The sequence below is a fragment of the Streptomyces sp. S.PB5 genome, from assembly GCF_030403745.1.
Lineage (GTDB): Bacteria > Actinomycetota > Actinomycetes > Streptomycetales > Streptomycetaceae > Streptomyces.
The window spans coordinates 195052-208833 of sequence record NZ_JAQMWP010000014.1; the positions used below are offsets into that span (position 1 = coordinate 195052).

At 68.2% G+C, this 13782-nt stretch carries 13 protein-coding genes and 1 riboswitch; of the genes, 4 read left to right on the forward strand and 9 right to left on the reverse strand.

All coding sequences use genetic code 11. From position 1 onward, the window contains the following. Window positions 1–99: 99 nt before the first annotated feature. Entirely contained in the window at window positions 100–267 is a 168-nt protein-coding gene (locus PH203_RS32945) for a hypothetical protein (protein WP_289924772.1), read from the forward strand. On the opposite strand, the gene PH203_RS32950 is transcribed toward PH203_RS32945, so the two are convergent. The 9 genes from PH203_RS32950 to PH203_RS32990 form a co-directional block, all read right to left on the reverse strand. After that, window positions 260–700: a hypothetical protein gene (locus PH203_RS32950; protein ID WP_289924773.1), complete on the reverse strand. Its 441-nt coding sequence runs from the start codon at window positions 698–700 to the stop codon at window positions 260–262. The two genes, PH203_RS32945 and PH203_RS32950, sit on opposite strands and share 8 nt — an antisense overlap. A gap of 60 nt (window positions 701–760) precedes the next feature. Beyond that, complete coding sequence (locus PH203_RS32955; RefSeq protein ID WP_289924774.1) at window positions 761–1774, reverse strand: ribonucleotide-diphosphate reductase subunit beta; 1014 nt, start codon at window positions 1772–1774, stop codon at window positions 761–763. After that, window positions 1774–4131: a ribonucleoside-diphosphate reductase subunit alpha gene (locus tag PH203_RS32960; protein ID WP_289924778.1), complete on the reverse strand. Its 2358-nt coding sequence runs from the start codon at window positions 4129–4131 to the stop codon at window positions 1774–1776. The genes PH203_RS32955 and PH203_RS32960 overlap by 1 nt, the downstream gene beginning before the upstream one ends. Before the next feature lie 147 nt (window positions 4132–4278). Beyond that, window positions 4279–4361, reverse strand: a riboswitch (cobalamin riboswitch). Window positions 4362–4448: 87 nt separating this feature from the next. Continuing rightward, window positions 4449–4955 carry a GNAT family N-acetyltransferase gene (locus PH203_RS32965; protein WP_289924780.1) on the reverse strand — a complete coding sequence of 169 codons (507 nt, stop codon included), beginning with the start codon at window positions 4953–4955 and terminating at the stop codon, window positions 4449–4451. A gap of 74 nt (window positions 4956–5029) precedes the next feature. Then, on the reverse strand, window positions 5030–6658 hold the full coding sequence (gene mctP, locus PH203_RS32970) for a monocarboxylate uptake permease MctP (protein WP_289924781.1): 1629 nt from the start codon (window positions 6656–6658) through the stop codon (window positions 5030–5032). Beyond that, window positions 6655–6909, reverse strand: a complete 255-nt coding sequence (locus tag PH203_RS32975; RefSeq protein WP_289924782.1) for a DUF3311 domain-containing protein — start codon at window positions 6907–6909, stop codon at window positions 6655–6657. The genes mctP and PH203_RS32975 overlap by 4 nt, the downstream gene beginning before the upstream one ends. Window positions 6910–7037: 128 nt before the next feature. Further along, window positions 7038–7238, reverse strand: coding sequence for a YbdD/YjiX family protein (locus PH203_RS32980; protein ID WP_289924783.1), 201 nt, complete (start codon window positions 7236–7238; stop codon window positions 7038–7040). Then, complete coding sequence (locus tag PH203_RS32985) at window positions 7210–9348, reverse strand: carbon starvation CstA family protein (RefSeq protein WP_289924785.1); 2139 nt, start codon at window positions 9346–9348, stop codon at window positions 7210–7212. The genes PH203_RS32980 and PH203_RS32985 overlap by 29 nt, the downstream gene beginning before the upstream one ends. A 110-nt stretch (window positions 9349–9458) precedes the next feature. Then, a complete protein-coding gene (locus tag PH203_RS32990; protein ID WP_289924786.1) occupies window positions 9459–10223 on the reverse strand; it encodes a GntR family transcriptional regulator in 765 nt (254 codons plus the stop codon). A gap of 319 nt (window positions 10224–10542) precedes the next feature. Here PH203_RS32990 and PH203_RS32995 point away from each other — a divergent pair, with 319 nt between their 5' ends. The 3 genes from PH203_RS32995 to PH203_RS33005 all read left to right on the forward strand — a co-directional run bounded on the left by PH203_RS32995 (window position 10543) and on the right by PH203_RS33005 (window position 13773). After that, a complete protein-coding gene (locus PH203_RS32995) occupies window positions 10543–11826 on the forward strand; it encodes an extracellular solute-binding protein (protein WP_289924787.1) in 1284 nt (427 codons plus the stop codon). Window positions 11827–11932: 106 nt separating this feature from the next. Then, complete coding sequence (locus tag PH203_RS33000; RefSeq protein ID WP_289924788.1) at window positions 11933–12916, forward strand: sugar ABC transporter permease; 984 nt, start codon at window positions 11933–11935, stop codon at window positions 12914–12916. A 5-nt stretch (window positions 12917–12921) separates the two neighbouring features. Next, a complete protein-coding gene (locus PH203_RS33005) occupies window positions 12922–13773 on the forward strand; it encodes a carbohydrate ABC transporter permease (RefSeq protein WP_289924789.1) in 852 nt (283 codons plus the stop codon). The last annotated feature ends 9 nt before the right edge of the window (window positions 13774–13782 follow it).

A 13782-nucleotide genomic window follows, 5' to 3' on the forward strand; every position in this document is an offset into this window, starting at 1 on the left:
AGGGGCTCACGGACGTCAGCACCTTCAACACCTCCAGCGCCGGTGGCGGCGGCTTCGCCGAGTGGATCGGCGGCAGTCAAGGCCGCCGGCCAGTGGCAGATGAACGCCACCATCAACGGCAAGCTCTCCCGGGCCGACTGCGAGGACCTGAAGTACCACGGCTTCACCGGCCAGGAGGTCAAGCTCCAGTTCCGCCCGGCCGGCGGCGCCCACTACAGCACGGTCAAGACCGTGAAGACGGCCGAGGCCGCCGTCACCCTCAAGTGACCACCACGGTGACCGACCAGTCCTGAAGGGCCTGGCACGAGATCCGGCCGGGGTCGGTGGTGCACAGCGGGCGGGACGAGCTGAGCTTCGTCCGGCCCGCCGCGACCGCCTCGTACGCGGCGTTCGCGTCGCCCGGCAGCAGCACGATGCCGCTGTTGACGGCCTCCAGGGAGCTGCCGTCGGCGCTGACCGGTTTCCACGGCCTGTTCTTCGCCCCGTCCAGGGCGACCCGGACCGTGTCGCCCACCGTCAGGCAGACCGTACGGCCGTTGTCGTCGGCGTGGAGTTCCCCGACCGGTGCGCAGTCGGAGCTCGACGACGAAGGCGAAGGCGAAGGTGACGGCGACACGGAGTCGCCGCCGTCGTCGCCGGCCTGGGTTCCGCACCCGGCCAGCAGCAGGGCGGCGACGGCAAGGGTCGCGATACGGCGCATGACGAATCCCTCCTCGCCGGTCTGACGTACGAACGGCGAGGAGGGATCCATGACCCGCGGTCAGAAGTCCTCGTCCAGGTCGACCGTGCCCTCCACGGCGACCTGGTACGCCGACGGGCGGCGCTCGAAGAAGTTGGTCAGCTCCTGGACGCCCTGCAGCTCCATGAAGGAGAAGGGGTTCTCCGAGCCGTACACCGGGGCGAAGCCGAGGCGGGTGAGTCGCTGGTCGGCGACGCACTCCAGGTACTGCCGCATCGACTCGGTGTTCATGCCCGGCAGCCCGTCACCGCACAGGTCGCGGGCGAACTGCAGCTCGGCCTCGACGGCCTCGCGGAGCATGTCCGTCACCTGCTGCTGGAGCTGGTCGTCGAAGAGCTCCGGCTCCTCCTTGCGGACGGTGTCGACCACGTCGAACGCGAAGCTCATGTGCATGGTCTCGTCCCGGAACACCCAGTTGGTGCCCGTCGCCAGACCGTGCAGCAGACCCCGGCTGCGGAACCAGTAGACGTAAGCGAAGGCACCGTAGAAGAACAGGCCCTCGATGCACGCGGCGAAGCAGATCAGGTTGAGCAGGAAGCGGCGGCGGTCGGCCTGGGACTCCAGGCGCTCCAGCTTCTCCACCTCGTTGATCCACTTGAAGCAGAACCCGGCCTTCTCGCGGATGGAGGGGATGTTCTCCACCGCGTCGAAGGCGGCCGCGCGGTCCTCCGGGTCGGGGAGGTAGGTGTCGAGCAGCGTCAGGTAGAACTGGACGTGGACGGCCTCCTCGAAGAGCTGGCGCGACAGGTACAGGCGCGCCTCCGGGGAGTTGATGTGCTTGTAGAGGGTCAGCACCAGGTTGTTCGCCACGATCGAGTCGCCCGTCGCGAAGAACGCGACCAGCCGGCCGATCAGATGCTGCTCCTTTGGGGACAGCTTCGCCAGGTCTGCGACGTCCGAGTGGAGGTCGACCTCCTCGACGGTCCAGGTGTTCTTGATGGCGTCCCGGTAGCGCTCGTAGAAGTCCGGGTAGCGCATGGGGCGCAGAGTCAGCTCGAAGCCCGGGTCGAGCAGGTTCTTCTCGGTTGAACTCATTACTGGCAGGCCTCGCAGGACTCGGGGTTCTCAAGGGAGCAGGCGATCGCTTCTTCCGAAGTCACCTGCTGCACGGGGACAGTTGCCTGCGCCTGGGCGGCTCGGGCGATCCTCGTCGCCGGGCGCGAGCGCAGGTAGTACGTCGTCTTCAGCCCGGACTTCCAGGCGTACGCGTACATCGAGGAGAGCTTGCCGATGGTCGGCGTCTCCAGGAACAGGTTCAGGGACTGGGACTGGTCCAGGAACGGGGTGCGGGCGGCGGCCATGTCGATCAGGCCGCGCTGCGGGATCTCCCACGCCGTCCGGTACAGCTCGCGGACGTCCTGCGGCACCCAGGTGAAGCCCTGCACCGAGCCGTTGGACTCGCGCAGCGCCTCCCGGGTCTGCGCGTCCCACACGCCGAGCTTCTTCAGCTCGGCCACCAGGTAGGAGTTGACCTGGAGGAACTCACCGGAGAGCGTCTCGCGCTTGAAGAGGTTGGAGACCTGCGGCTCGATGCACTCGTACACGCCCGCGATGGACGCGATGGTGGCGGTGGGCGCGATCGCGAGGAGGAGGCTGTTGCGCATGCCGACCGCCGCGATGCGCTCACGCAGGGCCGTCCAGCGCTCCGGCCAGGAGAGCTCCACGTCGTAGTGGTCGGGGTGCAGGACACCCTTCGCCGTACGGGTTTTCTCCCACGCCGGCAGCGGACCGTTGCGCTCGGCGAGGTCGGCGGAGGCCTCGTACGCGGCGAGCATGATGCGCTCGGCGATCCGGGTGGACAGCGCCTTCGCCTCGGCCGAGTCGAAGGGCAGCCGCAGCTTGAAGAAGACGTCCTGGAGGCCCATCGCGCCCAGGCCCACCGGGCGCCAGCGGGCGTTGGAGCGGCCCGCCTGCTCGGTCGGGTAGAAGTTGATGTCGACGACCCGGTCGAGGAAGGTGACGGCGGTGCGGACGGTCTCGTCCAGCCGCTCCCAGTCGATGTCCCCGCCGACCACGAACGCGCCCAGGTTCACCGAGCCCAGGTTGCAGACCGCCGTCTCGCCGTCGTCGGTCACCTCCAGGATCTCCGTGCAGAGGTTGGAGGAGTGGACCACGCTGCCCGGCAGCGCCGTCTGGTTGGCGGTGCGGTTGGCGGCGTCCTTGAACGTCATCCAGCCGTTGCCGGTCTGCGCGAGGGTGCGCATCATGCGGCCGTACAGATCACGGGCCGGGATGGTCTTCTTGGCGAGACCGGCCGCCTCCGCCTTGCGGTACGCCGCGTCGAACTCCTCGCCCCACAGGTCGACCAGCTCGGGCACATCGGCCGGGGAGAACAGCGACCACTCGGCGTCGGCGTTGACGCGGCGCATGAACTCGTCCGGGATCCAGTGCGCGAGGTTCAGATTGTGCGTACGCCGGGCGTCCTCACCGGTGTTGTCGCGAAGCTCCAGGAACTCCTCGATGTCGGAGTGCCAGGTCTCCAGGTAGACGGCGGCCGCGCCCTTGCGCCGGCCGCCCTGGTTCACGGCGGCGACGGAGGCGTCCAGCGTCTTCAGGAACGGCACGATGCCGTTGGAGTGCCCGTTGGTACCGCGGATCAGCGAACCGCGGCTGCGGATGCGGGAGTACGACAGTCCGATGCCGCCGGCGTGCTTCGAGAGACGGGCGACCTGGTGGTAGCGGTCGTAGATGGAGTCCAGCTCGTCCAGCGGGGAGTCGAGGAGGTAGCAGGACGACATCTGGGGGTGCCGGGTGCCGGAGTTGAAGAGCGTGGGGGAGGAGGGGAGGTAGTCGAGGCGGCTCATGAGCCCGTAGAGCGCGGCGACTTCGTCCACGGCCCGTGCCGTGTCGTCCTCGGCGAGGCCGGAGGCGACCCGGAGCATGAAGTGCTGGGGCGTCTCGATGACCTTGCGGGTGATCGGGTGCCGCAGGAGGTACCGGCTGTGCAGGGTGCGCAGGCCGAAGTAGCCGAAGCGGTCGTCGCCGGCCGGGTCGATCAGGGCGTCCAGGCGAGCCGCGTGGACGCGGACGAACTCCGCGGTGCGGTCCGCGATCAGGCCCTCTCGGTGGCCGACCTCGACCGACTCGGTGAAGGACGTGACGCCCTGCGAGGCGGCCTCGGCGGCGATGCTGACGGTCAGCAGCCGGGCGGCGAGCCGGGAGTAGGCCGGGTCCTCGGAGATGAGACCGGCGGCGGCCTCGGTGGCCAGCTCGCGCAGCTCCGACTCGTCGGCCCTGGCGGACCGGCCGCGCAGCGCGGCGGCGGCGACCCGGCCGGGGTCGGCGTCGGGGAGGTCGGCGGTCAGCTCGGTCAGGGTCCGCAGCAGCGCGGTCCCGGGACCGTCGGTCTCCGCCTGGATCGCTGAAGCCGGGTCGACTGGCGCGATGGTCACGTGGGGGCTCTCCCTCGCTCGGCAGGGGGCCTTGCGGAGGGCAGGGGGCAGCACACGAGCGCACGCGGCGTCGCGTCCACCGGCCCACTCCACGAGGCCCGGACGTCTTGGCACCCGGGCCACGGCGGCCTGGGCGCACTGTCGACAGGTCCTCGGACTGACGCTCATATGTGTGCGGACACACATGAGTACACCGTTGCGGGACAGTTCCGGATTCACACCGGATTCCCCTGTGGCGACAGCGAGCATGAGCATACATCTTGTGCCGGGTTCTGTTGGCACCCCCAGATGTTGTGTCGCGTCGACTTCGGAGCGTGTCAGAACGTCAACTCATAGGTGACGAGAGTGAAGTCGTCGCCCTCGATCGGCTGCCAGTCGCGCTCGGGGGCGCGGACGAAACCGAGGCGTTCGTAGATGCGGTGGGCGGCGTGCATGACGGGCTGGGTCGACAGAACCATGCCGGTGCAGCCTTCGGTGGCCTTGGCGCGGTCGACGCAGGCGCGCACGAGGGCCTCGCCGGCGCCTCTGCCGCGGGCCGCCCGCGCGACACCGAGCATGCGGATCTCCGCCTCCCCGGGGCGGGAGAGCTCGGCCATGAGGCCACCGACGGGGGAGACGTAGGTGACGGTGCCGATCGGCTCGCCGCCCAGCACGGCCACGAGCACCTCGGCGGCGGCGGCCCGCTTGGCGACGTCTCTCAGCTCGCCCAGGTACCAGTCGCTCTCGCCGAAGGCCAGAAGGCCGTCCAGGAGATAGGCCTGGGCCGTGATCTCGCCGACCGTCTCGTACTCGCCGGGGTCCGCTGCCCGGATCTCGATGTCCATGAGGGCGAGTGTGCCCGACGGATACGACAGCGGGCCGCCGGATGTCTCCGACGGCCCGCCGATCACCGTGATCCTCAGTGCGCGGCACCCGCGGTCGCAGGCGGCAGCTCCACCTGTACGCCCGGGTCGCCCGCGTCCGCCGTGTAGTCCTCCGGCCTGGTCCGGTCGACGCCCTCGGGGGCCTTCGCGGCCTTCAGGACGAAGGTCAGGACGACCGTGACCACCACATTGAGCACGAACGCCGTGAGGCCGATGTAGCCGATCTCGCCGATGCCCGGGATCTCCTTCGACGAACCGCCGAAGTGCTTCTGGGTCGGGGAGGCGACGCCGTACGCGGCGACCGTGCCGTAGATCATGCCGACCGCCCAGCCGGCGAGCAGGGCCCAGCGGTGGAACCAGCGGGTGAACAGGCCGCCGACCAGGGCCGGGAAGGTCTGCAGGATCCAGATGCCGCCCAGCAGCTGGAAGTTGATGGCGACCGTCTTGTCCATCGTCAGGACGAAGACCAGCGCGCCGACCTTCACCAGCAGGGACACCAGCTTGGAGACCTTGGTCTCCTGCTCCGGCGTGGCGTCCGGCTTGATGAAGTCCTTGTAGATGTTGCGGGTGAACAGGTTCGCCGCCGCGATGGACATGATGGCCGCCGGGACCAGTGCGCCGATGCCGATCGCAGCGAAGGCCACGCCCGCGAACCAGGCCGGGAACATGTTCTCGAACAGCTGCGGGATCGCCAACTGGCCGTTGGTGACCTTCACTCCGGCCGCGATCGCCATGAAGCCGAGCAGGGCCAGCAGGCCGAGCATCAGCGAATACAGCGGCAGGATCGTGGTGTTGCGGCGGATCACCTCACGGCTCTTCGAGGAGAGCGTCGCGGTGATCGAGTGCGGGTACATGAACAGCGCGAGCGCGGAGCCCAACGCCAGCGTGGCGTACGTCCATTGACCCGGCTCGCCCGGCACCAGCGCACCGCGCGGCGCGCCCGTCGCCGGGTTGGTCTGGCTGTACGCCTCGCCCGCCTTGGCGAAGATCTCGTCGAACCCGCCCAGCTTGATCGGGATGTAGATGATCGCCACCGCGATGACGAGGTAGATCAGCGTGTCCTTCACGAACGCGATCAGCGCGGGGGCACGAAGGCCGGACGAGTAGGTGTACGCCGCGAGCACGCCGAAGGCGATGAGCAGCGGCAGGTCCTTGATGAACCAGTTGGTGTCCTCGCCGCCGCCGACGCCCATCACGTCCAGGACCGCCTGGATGCCGACGAGTTGGAGGGCGATGTAGGGCATCGTCGCGAGGATGCCGGTGACGGCGACCGCGAGCGAGAGGCCCTTGGAGTCCCACCGGCCGCGCACGAAGTCGGACGTCGTCACATAGCCGTGCTTGTGCGAGACCGACCACAGGCGGGGCAGGAAGGTGAAGATCAGCGGGTAGACCAGGATGGTGTACGGCACCGCGAAGAAGCCGGCCGCGCCCGCCGCGTAGATCGCCGCCGGGACCGCCACGAACGTGTAAGCCGTGTACAGGTCGCCGCCGAGCAGGAACCAGGTGACCCAGGTGCCGAACGACCGGCCGCCCAGGCCCCATTCGTCCAGGGTGTGCTCGTTCTCGGCCTTGCGCCAGCGCGCGGCCAGGAAGCCCATGACCGTGACGGCCAGGAAGAAGAAGATGAAGACGCCGAGCGCGACGCCGTTCACGCCGTCGTTCACTTGCTGCCTCCCCGGCGGGCGCGCTGGTCACGCTGCCACAGCTTGTACGCGACCATGGTGAGCGCCGTGGAGATGACCACCCAGAGCATCTGGTACCAGTAGAAGAACGGGATGCCGGCGAGGGCCGGGTCGACCTTCGCGTACGACCCCACCCACAGCATCGCCACGAAGGGCGCGAAGAGGCAGAGCGCGATGACCACCCGGACCGGTGTCACCACCGGTGGTCTGGCCTCGGGCGAATCTGATGACATGCGCGGCTCCGATCCCCTCATCACTGATCACCGTGTAACGCGCAGGAAATCTAGGTCACGGTGTGACAGGAGTGGAAGACCCCGTCCGCATATCGGTATGTCGATTCGGTGAAGGTCCGGCGGCGGTGTCAGCAGCAGCGGAAACCCTGCCGGGGATCCTCCTCCTGCCGGTCCGTCCGCATCCGCTCGAACGCCCGCCGGGTCGGCACGTCCGCCTGGGGGTGGCCCTTGCGGAGGTGCGCGACATAGCGGTCGTACGCCGACTCGTCGGTCAGCTCACGCACGTACCAGCGCACCCCCCTAAGTGCCCGCCGAAGCGCCGACCTCATGGCGTGCCTCCTCCTTCTCCTCCCGGGTCGGGATCAGCCCGGCCGGAGCGACGATCTTCGATTCGACGTACGGGGACTCGCTGAGCGTGGAGAGCGCGGGGCGGCGGATGTGCCGGACGCAGACCCGCAGCGCGTCGGCGATGACCACCACGATCAGCAGCGCGAGGATCGCCGTCAGTACGCCGTCCACCGTGGAGTTGGTGACGACGGTCCGCATGTCGTCCATGCTCTTGGCGGGCGGCAGCACCTCGCCCCGGTCGATGGCGTCCTGGAACACCTGGCGCTGCTTGAAGAAGCCGACCTTGGGGTCGCTGGAGAAGACCTTCTGCCAGCTGGCGGTGAGGGTGACCGTGGCGTCCCAGGCGAGCGGAATCCCGGTGATCCAGGCCCACTTGAGGCGCCCGGACTTCACCAGCAGCGTGGTGCATACGGCGAGGGCGACGGCGGCGAGCAGCTGGTTGGAGATGCCGAAGACCGGGAACAGCTGGTTGATCCCGCCGAGCGGCTCATGGACGCCCACCCAGAGGAAGTACCCCCAAAGGCCGCACACGATCGCGCTGGTGATGACCAGGCCGGGCTTCCAGCTCACGTTCTTGAAGGGCTTGATGACATTGCCCAGCATGTCCTGGAGCATGAACCGGCCCACGCGGGTGCCGGCGTCGAGCGCGGTCAGGATGAACAGCGCCTCGAACATGATCGCGAAGTGATACCAGAAGGCCCTGAGGCTCCCGCCGGTCACCTTGGAGAAGATCTCCGAGACACCGACGGCGAGGGTGGGTGCCCCGCCGGTCCGGGACAACAGGCTTGATTCCTCGACGCGTTCGGCCGCGCGGGCCAGGTCGTCGGGGGAGATCGCGTAGCCCCAGCCGGTCACCGTCCGCGAGGCCTCCTGCACGGTCGTGCCGATCGCCCCGGAGGGCGCGTTCATCGCGAAGTACAGGCCCGGGTCGATGATGCTCGCCGCGACCAGTGCCATCACGGCGACCGACGACTCCATCAGCATGGAGCCGTAGCCGATCATCCGGACCTGTGTCTCCTTCTGGATCATCTTCGGCGTCGTACCGCTGGAGATCAGCGAGTGGAAGCCGGACAGCGCCCCGCAGGCGATGGTGATGAAGACGAACGGGAACAACGACCCCGCGAACACCGGCCCGTTGCCGCGGGAGGCGAAGTCGGTGACCGCGTCCATCTTCAGCGTCGGCAGGGCGACGACCACGCCGAGCGCGAGCAGGAAGATCGTGCCGATCTTCATGAAGGTGGAGAGGTAGTCGCGGGGCGCGAGCAGCATCCACACCGGCAGGATCGAGGCGATGAAGCCGTACGCCACCAGCCAGACGACCAGCGTCGAGGGGGCGAGGGTGAAGGTGCCGGCCCACGAGGACTCGGCGACCCAGCGCCCCGCGACCAGGGCGAACAGCAGCAGCGCCACGCCGATGAGGGAGACCTCGGCGACCCGGCCGGGGCGCAGGACACGCAGATAGAACCCCATGAGCAGGGCGATCGGGATCGTCATCGCGATGGAGAAGGTGCCCCACGGCGACTGTGCGAGGGCGTTGACGATGACCAGGGCCAGCACCCCGAGCAGGATGATCATGATGGCGAACGCGGCGATCAGCGCGGCCGCGCCGCCGAACGGGCCGATCTCCTCACGAGCCATCTGACCGAGCGAGCGGCCGTCGCGGCGGGTCGAGAAGAACAGCACGACCATGTCCTGGACCGCGCCCGCGAAGACGACGCCCGCGATGATCCAGATCGTGCCGGGGAGGTACCCCATCTGCGCGGCCAGCACCGGGCCGACGAGCGGTCCGGCGCCCGCGATCGCCGCGAAGTGGTGGCCCAGCAGGACGCGTCGGTCCGTGGGGTGGAAGTCGATGCCGTTGTCGAGGCGTTCGGCCGGGGTGGCCCTGGTCCCGTCGACCTTCAGGACCCTGTACGCGATGAACTTCGCGTAGAAGCGGTACGCGATCGCATACGTGCCGAGGGCTGCCGCGACCATCCAGGCGGCGGAGACCTCCTCGCCGCGGGAGAGGGCGAGCACGGTCCAGCCGGTGGCGCCGATCAGCGCGACGACGGTCCAGATGGCGATGGTTCGGACGTTCGCGGTACGCACAGCGCGGTCCTCCCGTCCATACGGAGACGGGAGGAACCTAGAGCAGGATGTGCAGTTGCGCTACACCGCGTGCAGTACCGAAATGACGGTCGGCGCCGTGGCGGGGACGCTCAGTCGACCGGCCTCTTCAGCCTCGCCACGAACTTGTACCTGTCGCCCCGGTACACCGACCGCACCCACTCCACCGGCTGGCCCTCCCGGTCCAGGGAGTGGCGGGACAGCATCAGCATCGGCAGGCCCACGTCCGTGCCGAGCAGGCCGGCCTCGCGCGGGGTGGCCAGCGAGGTCTCGATGGTCTCCTCGGCCTCGGCGAGATGGACGTCGTACACCTCGGCCAACGCCGTGTACAGGGATGTGTACTTGACCAGGGACCTGCGCAGGGCCGGGAAGCGCTTGGCGCTCAGGTGGGTCGTCTCGATGGCCATCGGCTCGCCGTTCGCCATGCGCAGGCGCTCGATGCGGAGCACCCGGCCGCCGGCGGTGATGTCGAGGAGCTCGGCGAGGCGGTCGTCGGCGGTGATGTAGCCGATGTCGAGGAGCTGCGAGGTGGGTTCGAGGCCCTGGGCGCGCATGTCCTCGGTGTAAGAGGTGAGTTGCAGCGCCTGGGAGACCTTCGGCTTGGCGACGAAGGTGCCCTTGCCCTGGATGCGTTCGAGGCGGCCCTCGACGACGAGTTCCTGGAGAGCCTGGCGGACCGTCGTGCGGGAGGTGTCGAACTCGGCGGCCAGCGTGCGCTCGGGCGGTACCGGGGTGCCGGGGGACTGGGTCTCCGTCATGTCGAGCAGGTGCTTCTTCAGGCGGTAGTACTTGGGCACACGCGCGGTACGGACGCCGGCCCCACCCTCGGTCTCCGCACTGCTGACGTCGCTGCTCATGGTCTGCCTTCCCGGCTCCGGATGCGGATCACGATGACCATCCCATCGTGATCCCTTCTGTATACCGTCACCGCCTCTTTTGGTCTAGTCCATAGAGGTCAGTGGTATAGCGGACGAGAGTACTCCGCCGCGGCTGTTTTCGCTGGCTTCTTACTTAAAGGTTCCTGCATATGTAGGTCCCATAACGGCTGGTCAGGGGGGTTTCGGTGACCCTTGACACCGCTTCTGGTCTGGTCCAAGCTCCCCCTACTGGTCTACACCATTGGTCCAGATCCCAGCTCCATGGGTGGGGGGTGTGGGCATCCCTGAGGAGGGTGGCGTGAAGCGCAAGCTGATAGCCGCGATCGGTATCGCGGGCATGATGGTCTCCATCGCGGCGTGTGGTGACAGCGACAGTGGAAGCTCGGACAACAGCGGCGCGGACGCCAAGGAACTGACCGTCTGGCTGACCGTCGACGCGCAGAACAACTGGCCCGAGCTGGTGAAGGCCGCGGACGACGCGGTGACGAAGAAGCACCCCGGCATCAAGATCAAGCACGAGTACTACGGCTGGCCGGACAAGAACGCCAAGCTCGACGCGGTCCTCGCCACGGACAAGGCCCCCGACGTGGTCGAGATGGGCAACACCGAGATGCTCAGCTACATGGTCAAGGGCGCCTTCGCCCCCGTCGACGCCGCGAAGTTCGACAACTCGGACGCCTGGCTGGACGGCCTCAAGGCCTCGGTGACCTACGACGGCAAGACCTACGGCGTCCCCTACTACGCCGGCGGCCGCGTCGCCAACTGGCGCAAGGACCTCTTCGCCTCCGTCGGCGTGAAGTCCGCGCCGAAGACCTACACCGAGCTCACCGCCGCCCTCGACAAGGTCCAGAAGAAGGAGGGCGACAAGTTCTCCGCCTGGTACCAGCCCACCCGTGACTGGTACGCGGCCATGTCCTTCGTCTACGACGCCGGCGGCTCCATCGCCGTCGAGTCGGGCGGCGAGTGGAAGGCCAACCTCTCCTCGCCGGAGTCCGTCAAGGGTCTGAAGGCGTTCCAGAGCGTCGTCGACGAGTACATGCACGGCGACAAGACCAAGGACGAGTCCGACCGCTACATCGTCTACGGCCAGGGCAAGTCCGGCATGATCTTCGCTCCCGCCTGGGAGGGCGCGACCGCCGCGGCCAAGGAGAACGACAAGACCGGCAAGCTCGCGAACAACGTCGAGAACTTCGTGATGCCCGGCCCGTCCGGCAAGAACCTCCCCGTCTTCCTGGGCGGCTCCGACCTCGCCGTCCCGGTGAAGTCCGACGCGCAGGCCGTCGCCGCCGAGTGGATCAACGCCTTCGCGGGCTCCTCCGGTCAGAAGGGCCTGATGGCCAAGGGCAACCTGCCCAACAACAAGACCGACCTCGCCACCCTGAAGAACGACCCGGCGACCGCGGTCCCGGCCACCGCGGCCGAGTCCAACTGGTTCGTGCCCATGGCACCGGGCTGGGGCCAGGTCGAGAAGGCCCAGGTCCTGCAGACCATGCTGCAGGCCATCGGCACCGGCAAGAAGACGGTCGAGGAGGCCGCCAAGGAGGCGGACGCCGAGATCGACAAGGTCATCAACACCAAGTGACCACCGGCGGGGCCCCGTCGAGACCGACGGGGCCCTGCTTCTCGTACGACCCCTAGCCCGGGCGTCTGCCTGCGTACGACCTGAGGGACCGCTGAGGAGTGCACGGATGAGTGCCGACACCACCACCCCCGCCAAGGTGCCGCCGCCGCGGCAGGCACCGCCACCACCGGCCGCCGGGAGGAAGCCGGGCAGAGGACGCAGCGGTGGCGCGGGCACCCCGTGGCTGCTGCTCGCCCCCTGTCTGCTGATCCTGGCGCTCGTCCTCGGCTATCCGCTGGTGCGGCTGGTCACCCTGTCCTTCCAGGAGTTCGGACAGTCCCAGCTGTGGGGCTTCAAGCCGGCCGAGTCGGTCGGGTTCGACAACTTCACCAAGGTGCTGGGCGACGGCGAGTTCTGGGCCGTCGTGGTCCGCACGATCGTCTTCGCGGCCGGCTGTGTCATCTTCACGATGGTCGCCGGCATGCTGATCGCGCTGCTCCTCCAGCGGGTCTCCGGCTGGGTGAAGACCCTCGTCAACATCGCCCTGGTGGCCAGCTGGGGCATGCCGATCATCGTCGCCACCACCGTCTTCAAGTGGCTCTTCGACGCCGACTACGGCATCCTCAACGCGCTGCTCAGCAAGTTGCCCGGGGTCGAGATGGTCGGCCACAACTGGTTCGCGAGCGGACCGCAGGGCCTGGCCGTGATCATGCTCCTGGTGGTCTGGGGAGCCGTCCCCTTCGTCGTCATCACCCTCAGCGCCGGCCTCACCCAGGTCCCCGCCGAGCTGGAGGAGGCGGCCCGCCTCGACGGCGCGGGAGCCTGGGGCGTCTTCCGTTACGTCACCCTCCCCATCCTCAAGCCGATCATCGTGATGCTCACGACCCTGTCGGTCATCTGGGACATGGGTGTCTTCCCCCAGGTCTTCGTGATGCGCAACGGCCACCCCGAGGCCGAGTTCCAGCTCCTCACCACGTACTCCTACGACCGTGCCTTCGTGGTCAACGACTACGCGCAGGGCTCGGCGATCGCCCTGCTCACCGTGCTGCTCCTGCTCGGTGTGGTCGCGGTCTACATGCGTCAGATGCTGAAGATCGGAGAAGTGGAATGAGCGGTATGAGCGGTATGAGCGCGCTGACCCCGCCCGTCCGCCGGAAGTCCAAGGCGGGCTGGAACCTCCTCGGTCTCCTCGTCTTCCTCACCGCCGGCTTCCCCGTCTACTGGATGCTCAACACGGCCTTCAAGCCGGCCAAGGACGCCATCGACCCGGACCCGAGCCTGCTGCCGACGAGCATCACCTTCTCCAACTTCGGCCGGGCGCTGGACATCGCCGACTTCTGGGGTCCGGTGGGCCGCAGCCTCATGGTCTCGCTCTCGGTCGTGGCGATCGGCATCGTCATCGGCCTGCTGGCCGCGCTCGCCATCTCCCGGTTCGCCTTCCGCGGCCGGAAGATCGTGATCGTCGGCATCCTCGCGGTCCAGATGGTCCCGCTGGTCGCGATGATCATCCCGGTCTTCCTGCTCCTCAACGACCTCGGCCAGTACGACAAGCTCTCGGGCCTGGTCCTCACCTACCTGACCTTCGTCCTCCCCTTCACGGTGTGGACCCTGCGCGGCTTCATCGTCAACATCCCGAAGGAACTGGAGGAGGCGGCGATGGTCGACGGCTGCAGCCGCACGACCGCCTTCATCCGCGTGGTCTTCCCCCTCCTCGCCCCCGGCATGGTCGCCACGTCGGTCTACGGCTTCATCCAGGCCTGGAACGAGTACCTCTACGCCCTGATGCTGCTCAGCCAGGAGAACCAGACCGCGACCGTGTGGCTCGGCAACTTCACCACCAAGCACGGCACCGAATACGCCCCGATGATGGCCGGCTCGACCATGATGGCCGTGCCGATCGTCGTCCTGTTCCTCCTCGTCCAGCGGAAGATGGCCGCGGGCCTGACCGCGGGCGCCGTGAAGGGATAACGCCACCCG

Coding starts and splice junctions, on each gene's coding strand:
- PH203_RS32965 (WP_289924780.1), bottom strand. CDS start 4,955: ATGGACATCGAGATCCGGGCAGCGGACCCCGGCGAGTACGAGACGGTC.
- PH203_RS32990 (WP_289924786.1), bottom strand. CDS start 10,223: ATGAGCAGCGACGTCAGCAGTGCGGAGACCGAGGGTGGGGCCGGCGTC.
- PH203_RS32950 (WP_289924773.1), bottom strand. CDS start 700: ATGCGCCGTATCGCGACCCTTGCCGTCGCCGCCCTGCTGCTGGCCGGG.
- PH203_RS32955 (WP_289924774.1), bottom strand. CDS start 1,774: ATGAGTTCAACCGAGAAGAACCTGCTCGACCCGGGCTTCGAGCTGACT.
- PH203_RS33000 (WP_289924788.1), top strand. CDS start 11,933: ATGAGTGCCGACACCACCACCCCCGCCAAGGTGCCGCCGCCGCGGCAG.
- PH203_RS32945 (WP_289924772.1), top strand. CDS start 100: ATGAACGCCACCATCAACGGCAAGCTCTCCCGGGCCGACTGCGAGGAC.
- PH203_RS32975 (WP_289924782.1), bottom strand. CDS start 6,909: ATGTCATCAGATTCGCCCGAGGCCAGACCACCGGTGGTGACACCGGTC.
- PH203_RS33005 (WP_289924789.1), top strand. CDS start 12,922: ATGAGCGGTATGAGCGCGCTGACCCCGCCCGTCCGCCGGAAGTCCAAG.
- PH203_RS32980 (WP_289924783.1), bottom strand. CDS start 7,238: ATGAGGTCGGCGCTTCGGCGGGCACTTAGGGGGGTGCGCTGGTACGTG.